General features: G+C 39.8%; 27 protein-coding genes. 25 read left to right on the top strand and 2 right to left on the bottom strand.

Annotation, left to right across the window (positions count from 1 at the left end):
• From LMF89_RS19335 to LMF89_RS19295, 9 genes are all read left to right on the top strand, one after another.
• On the top strand, positions 1 to 1,529 hold a 1,529-nt coding region (locus tag LMF89_RS19335), incomplete at its 5' end, for a phage tail tape measure protein (RefSeq protein ID WP_229536500.1).
• The gene (locus LMF89_RS19330; RefSeq protein WP_229534013.1) at positions 1,522 to 2,010 is read left to right on the top strand and encodes a hypothetical protein; all 489 of its coding nucleotides are present in this window, start codon (positions 1,522 to 1,524) and stop codon (positions 2,008 to 2,010) included. The genes LMF89_RS19335 and LMF89_RS19330, both read left to right, overlap by 8 nt.
• Positions 2,011 to 3,003: an XkdQ/YqbQ family protein gene (locus LMF89_RS19325; RefSeq protein WP_229534012.1), complete on the top strand. Its 993-nt coding sequence runs from the start codon at positions 2,011 to 2,013 to the stop codon at positions 3,001 to 3,003. It begins immediately after the preceding gene.
• A gap of 6 nt (positions 3,004 to 3,009) precedes the next feature.
• A complete protein-coding gene (locus LMF89_RS19320) occupies positions 3,010 to 3,396 on the top strand; it encodes a DUF2577 domain-containing protein (RefSeq protein WP_229534011.1) in 387 nt (128 codons plus the stop codon).
• Between the two features lie 12 nt (positions 3,397 to 3,408).
• Positions 3,409 to 3,810 carry a DUF2634 domain-containing protein gene (locus tag LMF89_RS19315; RefSeq protein ID WP_229534010.1) on the top strand — a complete coding sequence of 134 codons (402 nt, stop codon included), beginning with the start codon at positions 3,409 to 3,411 and terminating at the stop codon, positions 3,808 to 3,810.
• Positions 3,811 to 4,857 (top strand): baseplate J/gp47 family protein, encoded by a 1,047-nt coding sequence (locus LMF89_RS19310; protein ID WP_229534009.1) that lies wholly within the window; start codon positions 3,811 to 3,813, stop codon positions 4,855 to 4,857. It begins immediately after the preceding gene.
• 3 nt (positions 4,858 to 4,860) lie between these two features.
• Positions 4,861 to 6,030 carry a hypothetical protein gene (locus tag LMF89_RS19305; RefSeq protein ID WP_229534008.1) on the top strand — a complete coding sequence of 390 codons (1,170 nt, stop codon included), beginning with the start codon at positions 4,861 to 4,863 and terminating at the stop codon, positions 6,028 to 6,030.
• A gap of 1 nt (position 6,031) precedes the next feature.
• A complete protein-coding gene (locus tag LMF89_RS19300) occupies positions 6,032 to 6,649 on the top strand; it encodes a putative phage tail protein (protein WP_229534007.1) in 618 nt (205 codons plus the stop codon).
• A gap of 3 nt (positions 6,650 to 6,652) precedes the next feature.
• On the top strand, positions 6,653 to 7,729 hold the full coding sequence (locus LMF89_RS19295; protein ID WP_229534006.1) for a hypothetical protein: 1,077 nt from the start codon (positions 6,653 to 6,655) through the stop codon (positions 7,727 to 7,729).
• A 26-nt stretch (positions 7,730 to 7,755) separates the two neighbouring features.
• On the opposite strand, the gene LMF89_RS19290 is transcribed toward LMF89_RS19295, so the two are convergent.
• On the bottom strand, positions 7,756 to 8,421 hold the full coding sequence (locus LMF89_RS19290) for a class I SAM-dependent methyltransferase (protein ID WP_229534005.1): 666 nt from the start codon (positions 8,419 to 8,421) through the stop codon (positions 7,756 to 7,758).
• Between the two features lie 488 nt (positions 8,422 to 8,909).
• Here LMF89_RS19290 and LMF89_RS19285 point away from each other — a divergent pair, with 488 nt between their 5' ends.
• From LMF89_RS19285 to LMF89_RS19240, 10 genes are all read left to right on the top strand, one after another.
• Entirely contained in the window at positions 8,910 to 9,221 is a 312-nt protein-coding gene (locus tag LMF89_RS19285) for a hemolysin XhlA family protein (protein ID WP_229534004.1), read from the top strand.
• Position 9,222: 1 nt separating this feature from the next.
• Complete coding sequence (locus tag LMF89_RS19280; protein ID WP_229534003.1) at positions 9,223 to 9,561, top strand: hypothetical protein; 339 nt, start codon at positions 9,223 to 9,225, stop codon at positions 9,559 to 9,561.
• A gap of 2 nt (positions 9,562 to 9,563) precedes the next feature.
• The gene (locus tag LMF89_RS19275) at positions 9,564 to 10,142 is read left to right on the top strand and encodes an N-acetylmuramoyl-L-alanine amidase family protein (RefSeq protein ID WP_229534002.1); all 579 of its coding nucleotides are present in this window, start codon (positions 9,564 to 9,566) and stop codon (positions 10,140 to 10,142) included.
• A 1-nt stretch (position 10,143) separates the two neighbouring features.
• The gene (locus tag LMF89_RS19270) at positions 10,144 to 10,707 is read left to right on the top strand and encodes a YfgM family protein (RefSeq protein WP_229534001.1); all 564 of its coding nucleotides are present in this window, start codon (positions 10,144 to 10,146) and stop codon (positions 10,705 to 10,707) included.
• Positions 10,708 to 11,452: 745 nt separating this feature from the next.
• Entirely contained in the window at positions 11,453 to 11,953 is a 501-nt protein-coding gene (locus tag LMF89_RS19265; RefSeq protein ID WP_229536499.1) for a hypothetical protein, read from the top strand.
• 275 nt (positions 11,954 to 12,228) lie between these two features.
• Positions 12,229 to 12,366 carry a hypothetical protein gene (locus tag LMF89_RS19260; RefSeq protein WP_229536498.1) on the top strand — a complete coding sequence of 46 codons (138 nt, stop codon included), beginning with the start codon at positions 12,229 to 12,231 and terminating at the stop codon, positions 12,364 to 12,366.
• 395 nt (positions 12,367 to 12,761) lie between these two features.
• Complete coding sequence (locus LMF89_RS19255) at positions 12,762 to 13,028, top strand: hypothetical protein (RefSeq protein WP_229536497.1); 267 nt, start codon at positions 12,762 to 12,764, stop codon at positions 13,026 to 13,028.
• Positions 13,013 to 13,567 carry a type II toxin-antitoxin system PemK/MazF family toxin gene (locus LMF89_RS19250; RefSeq protein WP_229536496.1) on the top strand — a complete coding sequence of 185 codons (555 nt, stop codon included), beginning with the start codon at positions 13,013 to 13,015 and terminating at the stop codon, positions 13,565 to 13,567. The genes LMF89_RS19255 and LMF89_RS19250 overlap by 16 nt, the downstream gene beginning before the upstream one ends.
• Positions 13,568 to 13,999 (top strand): hypothetical protein, encoded by a 432-nt coding sequence (locus LMF89_RS19245; RefSeq protein WP_229536495.1) that lies wholly within the window; start codon positions 13,568 to 13,570, stop codon positions 13,997 to 13,999.
• 185 nt (positions 14,000 to 14,184) lie between these two features.
• Positions 14,185 to 14,319: a sporulation peptidase YabG gene (locus LMF89_RS19240; RefSeq protein WP_369412648.1), complete on the top strand. Its 135-nt coding sequence runs from the start codon at positions 14,185 to 14,187 to the stop codon at positions 14,317 to 14,319.
• 230 nt (positions 14,320 to 14,549) lie between these two features.
• On the opposite strand, the gene LMF89_RS19235 is transcribed toward LMF89_RS19240, so the two are convergent.
• Positions 14,550 to 15,158, bottom strand: a complete 609-nt coding sequence (locus LMF89_RS19235) for a DUF1836 domain-containing protein (protein ID WP_007938753.1) — start codon at positions 15,156 to 15,158, stop codon at positions 14,550 to 14,552.
• 279 nt (positions 15,159 to 15,437) lie between these two features.
• On the opposite strand from LMF89_RS19235, the gene LMF89_RS19230 reads away from it, so the two are divergent.
• The 6 genes from LMF89_RS19230 (at position 15,438) to LMF89_RS19205 (ending at position 19,562) form a co-directional block, all read left to right on the top strand.
• Positions 15,438 to 16,055, top strand: a complete 618-nt coding sequence (locus tag LMF89_RS19230; protein ID WP_007958768.1) for a TerD family protein — start codon at positions 15,438 to 15,440, stop codon at positions 16,053 to 16,055.
• Positions 16,056 to 16,076: 21 nt separating this feature from the next.
• Positions 16,077 to 16,658, top strand: coding sequence for a TerD family protein (locus tag LMF89_RS19225; RefSeq protein WP_007958769.1), 582 nt, complete (start codon positions 16,077 to 16,079; stop codon positions 16,656 to 16,658).
• Between the two features lie 31 nt (positions 16,659 to 16,689).
• Positions 16,690 to 17,265 carry a TerD family protein gene (locus LMF89_RS19220; protein ID WP_229536494.1) on the top strand — a complete coding sequence of 192 codons (576 nt, stop codon included), beginning with the start codon at positions 16,690 to 16,692 and terminating at the stop codon, positions 17,263 to 17,265.
• 176 nt (positions 17,266 to 17,441) lie between these two features.
• Positions 17,442 to 18,077, top strand: a complete 636-nt coding sequence (locus tag LMF89_RS19215; RefSeq protein ID WP_229536493.1) for a tellurium resistance protein — start codon at positions 17,442 to 17,444, stop codon at positions 18,075 to 18,077.
• Positions 18,078 to 18,121: 44 nt separating this feature from the next.
• The gene (locus LMF89_RS19210) at positions 18,122 to 18,799 is read left to right on the top strand and encodes a TIGR00266 family protein (protein ID WP_007938758.1); all 678 of its coding nucleotides are present in this window, start codon (positions 18,122 to 18,124) and stop codon (positions 18,797 to 18,799) included.
• Positions 18,800 to 18,836: 37 nt separating this feature from the next.
• Positions 18,837 to 19,562 (top strand): TerC family protein, encoded by a 726-nt coding sequence (locus LMF89_RS19205; protein WP_229536492.1) that lies wholly within the window; start codon positions 18,837 to 18,839, stop codon positions 19,560 to 19,562.
• Positions 19,563 to 19,640 lie beyond the last annotated feature (78 nt).

Below are 19,640 nucleotides of genomic sequence, written 5' to 3'. Positions count from 1 at the left end.
CTAAAGATGGATCAAAATCTAGTGCTGAAGGATTTGCAGCCATGGGGCTTGATGCAGATCAGATGACTATGGCATTTGCCCAGGGGGGTCCTGCAGCACAAGAAGCATTTCAAACCGTGATTAAGGCATTAGCCGGTATGGAAGATCCAGTTGCACAAAATACGGCTGGCGTAGCATTGTTTGGCACGATGTTTGAGGATCTAGGCGCCAAAGCGGTACTGGCTTTGGGAGATACTTCTGGTATAGCAAATTCGACTGCAGATACTTTGCAGCAAATCAACGCCGTAAAGTATAAGGACTTTGGATCTGCAATTTCTGGGATTGGCAGGCAATTAGAGACAGGGATATTGGTACCGTTAGGGGATAAACTACTCCCCGCGCTCAATGGATTTGGCGGTTGGATTACGGCCAACATGCCTACAATTCTAGCTGCTGTGATGACCGCTTTTTCTTGGATTGGTAATGAAATTGAATACTTGGCCAATAACTTTGATGTGTATGGTCCTGTATTTGCAGCGGTTATCGCAACGATCTTGCTACCCGCCTTCTTTGCTTGGGCCTCCGCTGCCTGGGCTACAGCAACTGCCAATGTAGCGGCCATGGCTCCCTTAATCGCCATTGCTTTAGTAGTTGGGTTCGTAGTATCGAAATTAGCCCAGGCTTGGAAAAACAACTTTATGAGCATTCGAGATATCACCGGTACCGTGGCTACTTTCATCATGAATATGTTCAATGCCGTTGTAAATTATGTTACAACAGTATGGGGCTATCTAGGACCTTTTATCATAACATCCCTACAATTTATCTATACGATGTTTGCCACGTTCTTTGGCTTGATTGGAGATATTATCTCCTTTATCTTTAGTACCATTGGCATGGTCATTCACACGGCCCTGAGCTATGTGTTAGGGATGGTAACAGGATTCTTCCAAATCCTAACGGGTGACTTTAGCGGAGGGGCAGCTACTATCATTCAAACTCTCAATAATTTAGTTGAGAATATTACCAATCTATTTATAGGTTTGGTTATGGGTGCCTTTAACATTGGGGCAGATTTTGCCAATGGCATCATCAATGGTTTTTCTGGTTTGATCGGTGGACTTGTTGATGCTGCTCAAAATGTATGGAACAAAGTCACTGGCATATTTGGTGGTCAACAAAGTACAAATCTTGGTGATTTAGCTAATGCTGGAGTTAGTGCTGGATCAATAATTAATGGATCTCATGCAAATGGACTTGCAAATGTTCCTTTTGACGGTTATATTGCAGAGCTACACCAGGGAGAGGCGGTCCTTACTGCTAGAGAAGCGGAGCAATATCGGAAGTTATCGCCTGAAAAGACCCAGCAGATCATGAATACGTCGACATCATCCAGCAATACATCCAATGACAACAGAGTTAATGTTGGCAGTCTCTTTGGTAATGTCACGATCAATAATCAAAGTGATATCTCAAAGGTTGTAAAACAAGTAGAAGCATATCTGCTAGAACAATTAAATAGCTCCGGGGAAGGTGTCTACGATGTCTAAAGAATTGTGGCTGACATTTGATAATGGCATAGAAACTCTGCAGTTACCTGTAAATCCGCCTGAATTATCCGTTGGTCAAGGTTCTCAAAATGATAGTACTGACGTTTTTAATTTAGGTGAGGTTACCATATTACAGAAGCCGAAGGCAATGACCTTCGGCTTTGAATGTTTTTTTCCTTTAATGCCTGGACCGTATTTGAATGTCACAGACGGCCAGTTGAAAGAGCCAGCTTATTATGTAGAAGTGATTAATAAATGGCGGGCAAGTTACAAGCCAATTCGCTTCATTGTTACAGAAACAGAAATCAATTATCTTTGTTCCATTGAGGAGTTTTCCTATTCAGAGCGTGCCGGTGATGTCGGTACCCTTTATTACTCTTTGTCACTAAAAGAATATAAGGTCGTTACACCTCGGGTGCTAAAAGATGTCAATGGTGTGCTAGTATATGAAACCAAACCAACCAGGCCGGGGGCGATATGAGTGTATAAAGTACTATGGATAACTAAAGAGGCTCAGCACGATATAAGCGATTATGTGCAGTCCATTACCTGGAAAGGGGCAAAGAGTACAGCTCCTCGATCGCTGGATATTACACTGATTAATACTGGCCGGGGCTTGCATGAATGGCTACTAATTCAAGAAGGTCATACTTTGCTGTTTATGAATGAAACGGCGGAATATTTTAGAGGCACTGTATTTACGCAGAGTAAAAATAAGTCCTTTAACCAGTCGATCAAGGCTTACGATCAAATGATCTACCTGGTGAAAAATAAAAATTCCTACGTGTTTACGAATCAAACAGCAACGCAAATTATCCAGCGGTTGTGTGGTGACTATCAAATACCAATGGGTGAGATCAAAGACACAGAGTATCGGATACCAGCACTGGTAGTTGATGGGGAAACATTATACGACATTGCTTATAAGGCTATTTATGCCACGTTCAAACAGACCGGCCGGCGGTTTTATCTTGGCAGCTCCGGAGGCAATATTTATCTGGCTGAAAAGCTTGACCAGGTAAACTATATTGTCATTGAAGATGAGGTCAATTTACTTGATTTCACATTGGATACCAGTATTGAAGATTCGGCCACGTCGGTTGTAATGGTAGCCGGTGAAGAAAAGTCGGCAATCACGATCAAGGCTAAAAATGATAGCCTTGCAGCTGATATCGGTACGATTCAATACTATGAAAAAGTGACTGATAAGCTAAATTCTGCTCAGCTCCAGGAGCGTGTCAATAAGGCTATGGCTGATAAAGGTAAGGTCATGAATAAATTGTCTATTAGTTGTATAGGTGATACTGGCGTGTTAACCGGTACGGCCATACATTTGATCATCAGAGATATGAATATCTGGCAAGGGTACTATGTTGACAGTGATACTCATGTTTTTAAAGGTAACAGCCATACCATGAACATTGATTTATCAGAGACTGATGAACTGCCAGAAGTAGAAATAAAAACGGAGTGATGTAATTTGCTTGATCTAATTAAACAGGCTGCCAAAGATGTCGCGGCCAGTGGAAATCCGGTAGAAGTATTTGAGGCGGTTGTCCTAACACCTCCACCAGGTCTATCGATAAGGCTTAAAGGGAATGGCAATCTTGTCATACCTAAAGAGCTGATTGTGGTTGCCGAACTTCTGACAAAGCATAAGCGAAAGGTGAAGCTTTCATCGACAGACATTACGGATGAGGAAACCTTAAGAGGGGAAGGACCGCATCAGCACGACCTAACCAGTATTGTACTGGATAATTCAGAGCTGGAATTTTTAAATGAACTTGCTGCTGGTGAAAGGGTAATGGTCATACGTTTTGCTGGTGGTCAAAAATACTGGATATGTGACCGAATTGTTCAGTACTAAAGGAGGGAGAACATGGCATTAACGCCTGATATTACGGTGCCGGTGATTACCTCTCTGACTATTCAACCGTCAAAAACTTATGCGCTGGACTTCGATACAGGTAAAATCGGCGGTATGATCGACGGGCGGAAAGCGATAGAGCAGTTTATCCGTAAGGCCATCTTTACCATAAGATTCAATCATTCGATCTATACAGATGCCTATGGATGTGAAGTAAGGAATCTGATGGGCAAAGGATTCTCCAATGAATTTTTGCGATCCGAGGTTAAGCGGATGATTACCGAAGCTTTGATTTATGACAGTCGGATAAGCAAGGTCTATGATTTTGATATAAAACCCAATGGAGATGAAATATTCGCCGGATTTACCGTGGATACCATTGCCGGAATCATAGCCATTGAGGGGGCGATATAAGTGGCACGCATATATAGTGAAATGACATATGAAAAGATCATAAACAAGATGCTTGCTCGAGTGCCAGATACGATTGATAAGCGCGAAGGTAGCATCATTTATGATGCGCTGGCTCCAGCAGCCAAAGAATTAGAGAAAGCCTACATTGAATTTGATAAAGTTTTAGAACGCGCCTTTGCAGATACAGCACACGAAGAATACTTAGAAATGCGCACAACCGAAATGGGAATTGACCGACAGCCAGCTATTCATGCCTTACGTAAGGCTTTTTTGTATACTGCTAATGATGTACCCATGGATATTCCAATCGGTTCACGTTTTATGTTGGAAGAGATAAATTATGTTGCTGTCGAAAGGCTAAGTGTAGGACAATTTTCACTACAATGTGAAGTTTCTGGTGATGCGGGTAATCGACCGTATGGTGAACTTTTGTCGCTTAACTATATTCCTGGTTTGGCTAAGGCTGAACTGGCGGATATTATCACACAGGGCGAAGAGGAGGAAACAGACACGTCCTTGAAGGAACGGTATCACTTCAGGGTACGGCAGCCAATTACCTCTGGCAATATCTATCATTACAAACAATGGGCGCGTGAGGTGGCTGGTGTTGGTGATGCAAAAGTATTCCCGCTTTGGCAAGGTAATGGAACAGTTAAAATAGCAATTGCCGATTCAGATATTCAACCTGCTATACCTGCCCTTGTTACAACAGTGGCTGAATATATCGAAACTGTTCGTCCTATTGGTGCTACGGTAACAGTAGTATCGGCAACTGGCAAGAGCATTAATGTGGCAGCAAAAATCGTCATGGCTCCTGGATATGCTTTGCAAGCTGTGTATGATGCTTTCTTATCGGCTGTTGACGGATACTTAAAGGAAATTGCCTTTTCCAGTACTTACGTCAGCCATGCTCGTATAGGCACTTTACTGTTTGCTATTCCTGGCGTGGATGATTACAGTGAACTAAAACTTAATGGCGCTGCCGCTAATATTACCCTGTCCGGCGAGGAAATCCCGGTACTAGGCAATATTGACCTGGAGGTGTAGCGTATGGCTTACCCGAATCAAATAGATCAATTTGACGCCAAGCTAAACAAAAAAACAGACGGCAGCGTCTACGTGATTGAGGAACAATTACCGCTTACGGCAGGAAAATATGAAGGTCTGCTTGCCCACGATAACATTACCAATACAACGATTAGAGTATACACTGGTTCCAAGCTGACTGGACAAGAGGTCATAAATTATATTATCTCGGTTCCTTCGGAAACGCCTTGGCGCCGACATATCAAGGTGTTTGCCGATGTGGCGAAGGTTTATGTGACCTATGAAACTCCAGGGGATACCGTGGAGGCTGATGATGTCAATGTGCTGCAGCAATCCATGACAGCCACGCAAACGGAAGTGGAGCGGTATAAAGTGACGAATGATCTAGCCATACATGGTCTTGATACTCGCCTGACTACTCATACAAATAACAAGACTAACCCACACAATGTAACTGTAACGCAAATTGGCGCTGAAACCCCAGCAGGTGCACAGGCTAAAGCAGATGTTGCCAAGAATGTAGCAATTGCCACAGCAGCTAGTGATGCTACAACTAAGACCAATGCTGTACAAGGTAATCTGAATACCCATACAGCGAATGTGACTGATGCCCATGATACGGCTAACCGTTTACAAGCCTTGCGAACAGCACTCACCAACTACATTGACCAAAGTATTGCTGCGATTGTAAGTGGCGCACCGGAAATGCTCGACACGCTGTATGAGCTGTCTAATGCCTTGGGTAACGATCCTAACTTTTCAGCTACGATAACTAATCTCATCGGTCAGAAACTGGCTGCATCCGAAGTCGTAACAGTGGCTACGGCTAATAAAGTTTTACGTCTGGATGCCAACGGCAAGTTCCTTGCAACAGTTATTACGCAAAGTGCGGATTACCGTTTCGTCACAGATACTGAGAAAACAGCATGGACAGGAAAATCTTCTTTGGCGCTGGGAGAAACATCCGCAACAGCTTATCGAGGCGATAGGGGTAAAATAGCGTATGATCATAGCCAGACCGTGCATGCTCCGGTTATGGATATCGCCACACAAGCGGAAGCTGAAACAGGTACAAGCAATGTAAAATACATGACGCCTTTGCGGGTAAAACAGGCAATTGCTGCGAATCCCTTGCCAGCTGGATTAACATGGAACCAGATTAAGGGGGTGTGATATGGCATACGGAAAACTTTTATATTCTTCCTTCATCTATGGTGACTTGGAAGCGGGTAAAGAACAGCCGGAATACCAAATACCCGATCTGATGCGATATCTGCCACGCTATTATTGGGAATCTCCTGAAATGCTTAAACTGCAAGGCACGATTGCCGAAGATATCGGGGAATTGCGCTATTACGCCTTGCCGAATCTATTAGATCAGTTTTTCATTAAGACAGCCACATGGGGCTTAGATTATTGGGAATATGAATTAGGGCTTGCTACTGACAGAAGTAATTCCTACGTCCGCCGCCGTGAAATCATTCAAGCCAAATTAAGAGGATCCGGCACGTCTACCAAAGAGAGAATCAAGAGTGTTGCTATTGCCTTTTCCGGTGGCGAGGTAGATGTGATTGAGTATCCGGAAGAATATCGATTCGAAGTAAAGTTTATAGGTGTCTTGGGAATCCCGCCTAACATGGCGGGATTTTTAGCTATGTTGAATGAGATCAAGCCAGCGCATTTGGGCTATGAAATCAGTTACACCTATACGGTATGGAACATGCTTAAACCACTGATTTGGAATGAAGCAGGCACACGTACGTGGAGCCAAATACGAACTTATGGAGGATAGAATATGCAACAAACACCAAATTTGAATTTAAATAAACCGGATGGTACTGACGTTGTTGATATTACAGATTTGAATGCGAATATGGATATTATCGACGGAAAACTTGGTATAACTGGTCATAATCACAACGGAACTGCCGGGAATGGTCCAAAGATAACTAATGCCGGACTTGCAGCTGGTGCTGCTGATGATACTGCAATTGGCAGCAGAACAGTAAACCAGGCTTTAGCGTCACCTGCTAATGCGGGGACAATCACGCAATTGCTGTCCTGGCTTGCAGGGAGGATTAAGGCAATCACTGGTGCGACAAACTGGTATGATGCACCGGCAATTACATTAGCCACTATTAATACCTTATTTGGTACGTCCGGTCACAGTCATAATGGGACGACCGGCCAAGGACCAAAGATTGCTTACTCTAATATAAACGGTGCGCCAAGTAGTATGACGCCGACTGCCCATGCATCAACTGCGACAACTTACGGAGTATCAACTGCTGCTAATTACGGTCACGCTATGGCGTCTAGTGCTGCGCCGGTTGTTGCTGGAACTGCCAACGCCGGTACAGATAATGGTAAATTTGCAAGAGAAGGGCATGTGCATCCGGCGCAGACTAGCGTTAGTGGCAACGCAGGAACTGCGACAAAGTTAGCGAGTGCAAGACAAATTGCATTAACTGGAGCCGTTACAGGAGCTGGCAATTTTGATGGTTCGGGTAACCTGTCAATAACGACAACTGCAGGAACAGCAGCATCTATTGTGTCGTCTGGCAGTGGCGTAAATTATTATTGGCGCAAGTGGTCGAATGGGGATATGGAAATATGGGGGACAATTACTGGCAATTTGGGCTCCATGGGGAGCCATACTGTAGGTGCAGCGATCGCTTTTCCTGTACAATTTCCGACGGTTTGTAAAAATGTTATAATTAGTCAGCCCGACTGGATAGGAGAAAGCGCATATATTTGGCGTGTCTTAAAGGACAGTAAGAATATTTCAGGCTTTAGCGTGAAAGAAGATAGGTGGGATAATAAAGGGGCAGGAAATCTGGCATCAGCGGATTATTATGCATTTGGTAATTAGTCATAGCAAGTAGCTCCTCTATTAATTTAAATTATCTTCTGTAAATAAAAACATGCCTGATCACCATCATGTTTTAGGTTTAATTCTTGCGCCTTCTCACGATATCGATGGATTTCATTTTGTGAAAAATTTGATTTTTTAAGCTTATTTAAAGGAACTCCTTTTGTATAGCTTTCACTACCTGTAAATTGGAATTCAGATGAATCCCATATTATATCCTTTATAGTAAACTTTGCTTTTTTAGCAAGCAATTCGATACTTTTAACAGTGTGTAAAAATAAATGGCGAGGTGCATCTAATTGCACCCAATTAATATTATAATGTCGCCATGCATAGCTTGACGCAACAGGTATGCGAATAAGCGCATGTCCATTAGGAGGTAAAAGGTCATATATTTTATTTAAAACTTGCTCAGGATTCGACATATGTTCAAATGAATGATGTAACATAATTAAATCAAATAACTTATCATTAATATCAAATATTTCTGATTTGTAAATTTTAACTTTATTTTCATAAACAATGTCCTGTTTAATATTAGGATCAACACCAGTTAAATTTGTAAATCCAGCGTCTAGCATTTCGCGTAATCGGTTTCCTATACCACATCCAACATCAAGTATCCTTGACGAAGGATTAATCTGTGTTTTCTTAGCCCATGTTATATAATTCGGTTTATTTTTCCCTAGCATAATAATTTGCCAATTAATGTAGGGTAGTTAAGAAAATGTAATGTTTTCTTGCGTAATTTATATCTTTTCCATATTGTTTTTGGTTTAGATGCAATAAGAGAAATATAGTCTTTTGGATAGTATTTTGAAAAGTCGGCAGGAATGTTAATTAATTGTACGCAGCCGCAATTCCCACATTCTAAGTACGTGAATTCGTCCATTAATCCTAATTGCATTTCATTCGCAATATGAAAGGAGTTGTTTTCTATATTACCGCAAATTTGACATTGATTTATCAATTAAAGTCACCGTTCCTTTATTAAAATAATAATAATTTCCGATTATGTAAAATTATAGCATGATTTTGTATTTATGCACAGATTGAGATTGTGGTCGTAATAAGTAGGAGCCTTGAGGCTCTATTTTTTATGAGGTGAAATATGAACCGATCCCGTGAACCTTGCTGACGTTTGGTCAGTATTTTTTTATTTTGATGAAGAGGTGAGAGGATGGATGAACGAGAGTTAAAGCAGATGCTGGAGCATCATATCAGGGATCAGACCAAAATATCACGCGAGATGCTAGAACGAATTACCCGAGTAGAAACCAAACAGGATTCTTTATTGCAAGCATGTCCTACGTGTCAGAATGAGATTAAGGAACAAGGGAAAGCGATCGTGGCCGTGACGGAAAGTAGCAAATCGGCCCATCATCGTATCGATGGTATACGGGCCTCTGCAGGACTGATCGCCACAATTGTCGGTACCGTAATTGGGGTTGTATTTACTATGGTAAATTTTGTTTTAAATAGGGGGCATTAAATTGATTACAAGAGAATTACAAATTGCTTATGTAGCCGCTGGGATAATCCTAGCGGCTAATCTTTTAGCTATGGGACTGTTCGTGATATTTGCGAAACTAAAAGATGGCAGGCTAAAAGAATCAATTCGAGGTATTGTTTTTGAGCTAGATCGGTTTGCAGACAACATGGAGAATATTGAAAAACGAAGGGTAGCAATCCAGCAGATTAATGACATTTTAGGGTGGCGCCGCATTTTGGTACCTGGTGCACTGATCGGCTGGATCATCGATGCTGAGGTAGCAGCCATACGAAAAATGCAGAAAGCAACCAATACACCAAATTTACATGAGGGGGAATAATTATGCGTATTGTAATTGATCCAGGACACGCAGGGCGATTAACAGACCCTGGCGCAGTATCACCGTTTACAGGACTCAGAGAATCAGACGTGGTTTTATCAATGGCTTTTATGGTCCAGCGGTACCTGCAAGCAGTGGGGTATGAAGTTTTGTTGACCAGAACCCAGGATGAGCAGCCAGAAACTGACGACTTAAGTTATCGTACTAACTTATCAAACTCTTGGGGAGCTGACTTATTTGTTAGTCTGCACTGCAATAGTGCAGGTAGTTCATCGGCACAAGGTTACGAGGTTTGGACTTCCCCAGGGCAGACCCAGGGGGATATCCTAGCAACAAAAATATTTAACCAGGTTGCTGGTGAGTTTCCTGATCGAGCAGGACGAGCTGATTACTCAGATGGCGATCCGGATAAGGAAAGTAAATTTTATGTACTTGTCTATACCGATGCACCAGCATGCTTGGTCGAGACTGCATTTCTCTCCAATGAAGAAGAAAACGCCTTGTTAGCAAATCCGACTTGGCAAGATCGGTATGCTAGGGCGATTGCTAGGGGCATCACTGATTATGTGGGAGGGTATTAATATGATCAATCTAGATGCAAGCAAGTCGTTTATCGCAAACAACTGGAAATATATCTTGGGGCTAGCAGTATTGCTAGTCCTGTTTTATTTTGGTAATGCTGAATACAAGGAGTGGAAGCAACACATCATTGAGCAAGCTCAGAAAGCCAATACGCAAACAGTTGTTACGTTGCCCCCACAAATCATAAATACTAAAACCGAGACCATTAGAGAGGTTGCCGTACAATCCCCTAGCCAGGAGGGGGCTATTCTGCAATTTGTGGAACGTCAAGGTAAGGTTATTGCAATAGTGAATGGTCAAGAGGTTGAGGTTCCCAATGTATCTGGACAGCCTGACGTTAAAATAGGCGAGAATGGAGAGCTTAGATTTTCTACATCTTCTACTACTAAAATAGACGTAACCGACATGGCAAATGCTCAAGCAAGATTAATTGCTAATCAGGAACTAGAGAAGCAGGCTGCAGTAAATAAAAAGGAAATAGATAAAGAAAAATCCGCTCGGAAGAAGGAGCGGATTGGATGGATACTTGGTACTGCTGCAGGGGGATATTTGCTCACACGTTAATAATCTCCAAAAAACTGCTTTGCTCTATAAAATGAGTAAGGCAGTTTTTTTATATGCTCAGTAGCAAAATTTACTTAATTATGCCTATTGCAATATATAAAGTGAGGTGTACAGTTATCGCAGCTAGAATTAACAAGTAGACGCACTACTGGCTTCGTTTTCAGTTGTATTACTTATGTTAAATACACATGGATCACACAATATTTATACAGACACATGGTCTCTTGTGTATAAGATAGATATTTCAATCATATAAGAAATATCCCCTGGAAATTTAAAGGTTCTATTCAGTCACAATTTTGTCATATACTCATGTTATGCTTAAAATAACAAATTAGGGGGAGTGGTTTCTTATGTAAAATCTAGTTAAAAAAGTAACCATCTTCACAATGCTAGGTACGATGCAAATAGGTTTTAGCGCATCAGCCATAGAAGCTTAGCCACTACATAATGGTAATGGATCAATCACCATGTACCAACATTCCCATGAGAATGATTGCGGTTGACACAAGCGACAAAAGTGTGAAATAAACGCCATGAAAATGAAATGCGTGCATTACCGTTTTTTTTATTGGGATTGCAATTGGTTCATCCAACAATTGATTTTAATGATGATGTTATGGCTAATTTTATGTAACTTGAAAATTTCTATTCGTCATAAAAATAGATAAGCAGATTAGTGGTTTTTAGTCTAATTATTCTTGAACAATCTCATTCGTAAATTACGCTAAAAGGACGTTGAATAATGAAGAAAAATTTTATTTTTATTCTGGTAGGTATGTTATTATTGTTGCCAGGCTTAAATGTTTATGCCTCGCATCATCCGAATATGGAGCCTTTGCACCGGTATTATAGTAGCTCAACAGGTGATCACTTTTATACCACGAATTTTGATGAGCTTGGTAGAGGAAGTAATGGTTATGTATATGAAGGTGTTCAGTGCTATGTATACACCTCTCGTCACCGGGGTACGGTTCCCTTACGTAGATACTTGAACAGCTCAAGCGGAGATCACTTCTACACTACAAGCTTTGATGAGCTTGGTAAAGGGAATGCTTCTTATGTGTACGAAGGTATCGAAGGTTATGTTTATAGTTCACGCCATCCGCAGACGAGAGCTTTGCACCGGTACTACAATAGTTCAACAGGTGATCACTTCTATACCACGAATTTTGATGAGCTTGGTAAAGGAAGTAATGGTTATGAATATGAAGGTGTTCAGTGCTATGTAATCAGAGCTAATTAGCTGTATTGTCTCATTGTTATAAGCAACATTCCATTTTGGGTGTCATGCAAGAAATTTTTACTAAAAATGCAGCCGAAAATAGCGCAGAATAGCATTTTAGCGGTAATGGGTTAGGTAATATTTTCTTAATTAAAATAAAGCTATCCACAAACAAAAGAGCCGTCTACTTAGGTAGGCGGTGCTTTTTATTTGGTTGAAAATATCGAAAAAGCGTTGGTTGGTTTCATCTTTAACACCTCAGAAACATATTATATTATCATAGGAGGTATTAATTTATGTCACACGGAAATTGCCATGAAGACGAAAATAGATTAGAAAGATTAGAATGTGAAGTCGAAGAAATAGAAAGAATAGAACGCGAGCTCCTTCGAATAGCTCGTGAATTGGCTGATGAAGATGATTGTCATAGATAACTTTTAGGTTAGCCCGCATAGGTAGTCTAGAAACTATACTAGGAAAACAGATAAGTTATTTTTTATATTTTAGTAAATCGACAAGCGCTTGCCAATGTGAAATGTCCCTGGGATGGTACCGCAATATAATAAAAGTTATCCACACAAAAGTCGCCTTGCTTTTAAATGAGTAAGGTAGCTTTTTATTTCATACCTATCCACAATTCGATTTACATGTACGGATAAAGAATGATAGGAAAATGAATTTATTTGTACAAAGAACTTTCCTGATGTTTTTTTTACTTTGAGTATTGTTTGGGCATAATAATATTCAGATTGCATAGGCTTTCATAACAATAGTATTGACAAAAAAATGTAAAGAGGTGATAATAGTGCTACAAAGGAGAGTGTTAGATATGGCAAAAACGCTAGAGGCTAACCCTAATTTATTTTTGAAACTAGCTGCGACGTCTATGGGTTTAACAATGGCTACTGCAAAATTATATTCATATTGTTCTCATATAATTAAAGAAGCAAAAGCAGATCTTGAGTTTATGAACGAATTGGAACAAGCTTATGCGTCGGCTGTAGATGAAGATACTTATTTTGCTGAAAAGTTCGTAAAGATTTCTGCCGAGGCAGATAAAATTACATTGGAGATAGAAAAATGTCATGTGTGTTGATACCTATAAGAGGGGAAATTTATTGGGCGAACTTAGAACCGGTTGAAGGATCCGAACAAGGAGGATGCCGACCGGTTCTGATTATTTCTAACACGCTAATGAATGAAACGGCATCGGTAGTTATGGTTATCCCAATGACTAGAAAAGAAGAAAAAGTAAGGGTTGGTCCTTTTAATATTTCAATCCCGATTAAATCTGTCGTGCAAGACGCTAATGGAATTAGTGATTTAAAAGATAAAGGGCATTATTTCGCCCCCCAAGATGGCGTCTTATTATGTAATCACGCTCGAACAATAAGTAAAAATAGACTAATAGGCGTGGTTGGAAAATGTGAGGATAAGCAAATAATAGATGCCATTGAGAATGCAATTAAACATGCATTTGCACTGGAAGCTTGCAATGAATGCGGTGTCCCACTTCGACCAAACGGGCTTTTATGTGCAAGATGTAAACGAATTCATAGAATAAAATGCATAAAATGTGGAGTTGTTAGTCCGAATACATACAAATATTGTCCAAACTGTGGAGGGGGATTATAAATGGAACGCTCTTATAAAGGAGATGAAGTCCTTTCCAAACAGGATGTAATCAATTCTCTTCTTAAATATTTACCGATAATCTCAATATCGTTGAACCAATTAGTATCTTACTTACAGAGCATTATTAATAGCGAAGAATTGAACGATGACGTTACAACTACTATCATTACAGAAGTTAAAAAATTGACTAAAACGGCAAATGTGCTTGTCTCATCAATTGACATTAAAAACAAAGCTGTACGAGAAGTAGATAAAGCAATAATAGATTTATACTTAGAAAGTCTAGATGAGCTTGTAAAAGGGCTTGGAAGCATGATGGCATGGTTGACTGATGATAAACGATCTGAAGAAGATCTTAAAGAGTCGATAGACTTCTTATTTGAGGCAGGGCAAAAAATTATTAAATTGGTTAATAAACTAGTTAATGAATAGCATGTAAACCTCTTACTCTTAATTGAGTAAGAGGTTTTTTATTTTGGAATAAAAAGATCTTCAAGAAAAACAGCTTTATCCCAAAAAAATACCATATTATGATTGTATTCTTTAAAAGTAAAACAAATGAACTCCCTAGTTCCTAAGCTGGGGAGTTTTTCGTATATGCTTATAAAAAAAATAGCATTTGCATAACTCCCATCAATCGAACGGTTGATATCGGTGATGCCATCACTGCATCCGTAACAGGTGCCGATGGCGTGGGAGGGATTGAAACACGGGGGAAATTTAGATTAGGCTTACCCAAGACGCCTTATTAATTTAATACTTATGTGAAGAAAAAGAAAGCCCTATCAATGATGCTGAAAATCATTGCAAGGCTTTCTTAATTGTCTAGAAATTATGAACCACAAAGGCGCAATGCCGCTGCTGAGGCACACAAAAAAATAAGTTGTAAATACCCCTTTGTGTCCTTTGCGCCTTTGTGGTTCCTTTTTATATGTTTTTGTGAAGCGAACCCAAAAAAGAATGATTGTTCGTTTATGTCTTTTCAGTCTTGCACTTTAAAATAGGTATCGATCATTTCTTCGGCGAGCTGTTTTGCGGCAGTAGCTTCGGCTACCAGCAGTAATACAGTTAGAAATTTTTCTACCATATCTTTATTTGCGTTGTTCTCGAAGGGATTATTGATTTTTTCGCAAACTCTATTAAAGCGATCCTCATAATCATTACAAGCATCGAAGTACTCTTCTTTTTGAAACTCTAAAAATGCTCTGTAAATATCATCAAGGGCAATAATGGATGTTTTTTCTTCTGGATGACCTAGGGTTCTTAAAATTGGATTAAAGATGGTTTTCACATCATCTAGAGAAAGAACTTGTTTGAGGTGGTAGATTAGGCTTAGCAGGATAATGTGATTTTTGTCATATTTCTTTTTGTCTGAGGGGTTGAGTAAACCATTCTTAGTATAATTATTAATCATTGCTTTCGTGATTGCAACGCTGGTTTCATCTCCTTTACGGCGATGGTTCAGTTTGCTGTTTAGTAATTCTGTTACTTGGTCTGCATATTGTTTAATAGAAGGGATATCTTCCACTTTTAATTCATTATCGAGTAATTTTGTGGCAAAGCCTTCTAAAACTGATTTTGTTATTTCCATGTTATACACCTCATTTGTATTATAATATTTTTTAATGCTAGATGTCAAAATTATTATAATTATATTATATGAATATAATTACTAGATAGTGGAATACTAATAGGAAAACAGATTACGATGAAGAAAAAAATAGAAAAATATGTTGAATTGTGACAACTACATCTAGAAATAATATAAAATAAGTATTGTAGTTTTTAAAACTACGTGATATTATATGTATATTAGAAATTTACATGGACAAAACCACGTAATGGGATTTTGACATGAAAGGGGTTAGTTATGGCAATTAGTTTACAAAAGGGTCAGAAGATTGATTTAACCAAAGGCAATGCTGGACTTTCCGAGTTGATTGTTGGCCTAGGCTGGGATCCGGTGGAGCAGTCTGGTGGTAATGGTGGCGGATTTCTAAGTGGTCTATTTGGTGGTGGTAAAAAGGCTGAATTTGATTGCGATGCCTCCGTTTTATTGTTAGATGCCAATGGGAAATTTACTAGCAAAGAAAATGTTGTATTCTTTAATAATTTGAAAAGTCCTTGCGGCAGTGTTACCCATTTGGGGGACAATCGTACAGGCGGCGGTGACGGTGATGATGAACAAGTCTTAATCCAGTTACCAAAGGTACCAGCAAATATTCATAAAATCGTATTTGTTGTCAATATCTATGATTGCCAGAAGCGCAAACAAGATTTTGGCATGATTAAAAATGCTTTTATTAGAGTCGTGAATAAATCGGACATGCAAGAGATAACCCGTTATAATTTGACGGAAAGTTATGCTGGTAAAACGGCACTGATTGTGGGCGAAGTGTACCGCCATCAAGGAGAGTGGAAGTTTGCCGCTCTTGGCGAGAGTACGCAGGATCTTTCGATTAGTGCTGTAGTTAAGCGATATAGTTAATAATAAACAGGGGGTAATGAAATGGCAGTGAGCTTAAGTAAGGGACAGAAAGTAGATTTAACAAAAAGTAATCCTGGTTTAAAGAATATTATTATCGGTTTAGGTTGGGACACCAATAAGTACGATGGCGGTCATGATTTTGATTTAGATGCTTCTGCATTTATTCTTGGAGAAGCTGGAAAAGTGAAAGATGAGAAGGATTTTGTCTTTTACAATAACCCAACAGGGGCACAAGGAGCAGTGGTACATACCGGTGACAACCGCAGCGGTGTGGGTGACGGGGATGATGAGCAAATCAAAATTGATATTTCGAAAATTCCTGCTGATGTGCAAAAAATTGCGTTTACCATTACCATTCACGATGCGGATGCTCGTAAACAAAATTTTGGACAAGTTGGCAATGCTTACGTTCGCGTACTCAATGAAGAAACAGGTGCAGAGCTCATTCGCTATGATTTAGGAGAAGATTTTTCCATTGAAACGGCGATTGTCTTAGCAGAAGTTTATCGCAATGGCAGTGAGTGGAAATTCAATGCTATCGGCAGCGGCTTCCAGGGCGGTTTATCGGCACTTTGTACAAATTTTGGCTTAAGTGTCGCTTAATAGAATTTTAATTTAATTTAGGAGGTAGTTTATGGGTATCAATTTAAGTAAAGGTGAAAGAATCAATTTGTCTAAAGAAGCACCTAGTTTGAAAAAAGTTGGTGTAGGTTTAGGTTGGGATACAAACAGCACCGATACAGGAGTTGATTTTGATTTAGATGCTTCTATTTTCATGTTGGGGGCAAATGGGAAAATACCAAGTGAGAAAAGCTTTATCTTTTATAACAACCTAACTTCTCCTGACGGTGCAGTTAAGCATACTGGTGATAATCTTACGGGTCAGGGCGATGGAGATGATGAAACCATTCTTGTAGAACTAGCCAAAGTAGATAGTGCTATTAATGAATTGGTGTTTGTCGTTACTATCCATGAGGCAGAAAAGAGAAGACAAAATTTTGGACAAGTTAGCAATGCCTTTATTCGCCTTTATGATCAAGACACAAATAAAGAAGTTGCGAAATATGAACTGGATGAAGATTTCTCTAAAGAAACAGCCATTGAGTTTGGCAAGTTATACAAAAAAGATGGTCAATGGAGATTTCAAGCTGTAGGACAAGGATACAATTCTGGTTTGCAAGGATTTGTTGACAAGTATTTTGAAGGTTAAATAGCAGCTGCTATAGAAAGACACGAGGCGTTAGGCCGCTACCGCGGACACAAAGAATACAAAGAGGATTGGTGTCTGCTTTGTATTCTTTGTGTTTTCCATTATTTACCTTATGCTGTGATAGTGGTATAGTGCAATAAAGTCGAATTGATAAACGGATAGAAAGGATTATGGATATGAGCTTTTTTGATAAAATCGACATGACGAAGAAAACTAAAATTCCAGCAGCAATCAACCTTACCAAAAGCGGCGACTCTCATGCAATTGATCTGACGAAGAAAACCGGGGAGCTGCGAGTTAATTTGCAATGGGATTCAACGATAGAGAAAAAAGGTATGTTTTCCTTTTTGTCTAAATCCACTCTCGATCTTGATTTAGGTTGTATGTATCGTTTAAAAGATGGCAGTCAGGGTGTGATTCAGGCATTGGGTGAATTATTTGGCTCTTTATCCTCTTCTCCCTATATCGCTTTGGATAAAGACGATCGAACAGGACAGAGTGCAGATGGTGAGAACTTACGATTCACCAAAATGGAAGCATTGGATTTTGTTATCGTCTTTGCTTACATCTATGAAGGAGCACCTAATTGGGAATCAGCTAAAGGTGTAGTTACGGTCAAGCAGCAAAGCGGTGCTGATATTATCATTCGTCTCGATAATCCGGATAAAGGTAAAATCATGTGTGGTTTAATAAAAATTGAAAATAAAAATCAACAATTAGTTGTGACAAAACTGGAAAGATATTTTGGCGGTCATAAAGAGCTGGATAAGGCCTATGGTTTTGGCTTTAATTGGACTGCTGGTAAAAAATAGTGATGAAATGACCAAGAACAGTTGATTTACGGTGGAGGTTTATTGTGGATTACGAGATTTTATATCCGGGTGCTTTTCCATTATTAAAAGTTCAATTAAGGCAGGGCGATTTTTTAAAAGCAGAATCGGATGCTATGGTGTCGATGTCCACAAGTATTGATGTGGAAGGTAAAATGGAAGGCGGGTTTTTAGGTGGTATTGGGCGGATGCTGGCAGGAGAAAAGTTTTTCTTTCAGACTCTTACTGCACGGCGTGGTTCTGGTGAAGTTACCTTAGCCCCATCCATACCTGGTGATATTATCGATGTCGATTTAGATGGCAGTTATAGTTTGGTTGTGCAAAAAGATGGCTTTTTGGCTGGTTCTACGGGAATTGAAGTCTCTAGTAAAATGCAGAATTTAATGCAGGGGATGTTCTCGGGAGAGGGCTTTTTTACACTGAAAGTAAGTGGTAAAGGAACTGTATTTTTAAACTCCTATGGAGCGATTCATGCCATTAATCTGGAGGCGGGAGAAGAACGGATTATTGATAATAATCATCTGGTTGCCTGGCCGGATTATATGGATTATAAAATTGAAAAGGCAACATCCGGTTGGATATCTAGTTTTACATCGGGGGAAATGCTGGTCTGCCGTTTTAAAGGACCGGGTGTAGTTTTGATTCAGACGCGAAATCCGAAAGCCTTTGGTGAGTGGGCAAAAAGCCTGATTCCTGCCAAGTAAATAATAAAATTTGAAGGATTAAGAGGAGCATCAATAAATGATTGAATTTATTACAGGAATTTTAGGGAACTATTCCCATTTTTTTAATATGACGGAGTTTCTCGGAGTTATTTATAATCCAATGAACTGGGCCATTATTGGCAGCCTGATTGTTTTGGAAGGGCTTTTATCAGCGGATAATGCTTTAGTGCTGGCAATTATGGTAAAGCATTTGCCGAAAGATCAGCAGAAAAAGGCATTGTTTTATGGTATTTTAGGTGCATACCTCTTTCGTTTTATTGCCATTGGGGTGGGAACCTATTTAATTAAGATCTGGTGGATAAAGGCTGCTGGTGCTTTATATCTACTGTGGATGGCAATTCAGTTCTTTATGAAAAAGAATAAGGAAGATGATGAAACAGCAGTTCCAGAAGCGCCCCATGGTTTTTGGCGTACTGTATTAGCCGTTGAGATGATGGATATTGCTTTTAGTATTGACAGTGTGTTGGCTGCTTTTGGGGTTAGTGATCAGGTATGGGTATTGTACCTGGGGGGGATTTTCGGGGTCATGATGATGCGAGGGGTGGCGCAGATTTTCTTGACGCTGATTGAACGTTATCCTGAACTGGAAACTACAGCGTATGTTATAATTGGTATAATTGGTGCGAAAATGATGGCATCTGTTTTTAATTATCATGTCAGCCAAGTCGTGTTTTTCTCTACGTTGATTGTCATATTCCTTGGTACTTTTGTGGTCCATCATTTACGTAAACGTACTTCATAATGCGCTACTTCAACTACCTTTCTCCTGAAGAGGAGCAAGCTATCTTTTATTTGTCACCCCAATTGATAAGGATAGATG

The sequence above is a fragment of the Pelosinus baikalensis genome (assembly GCF_020819555.1).
GTDB lineage: Bacteria > Bacillota > Negativicutes > DSM-13327 > DSM-13327 > Pelosinus > Pelosinus baikalensis.
The sequence above is the reverse complement of the archived record's forward strand: the minus strand, read 5'-3'. Positions and strand labels throughout refer to the sequence as shown.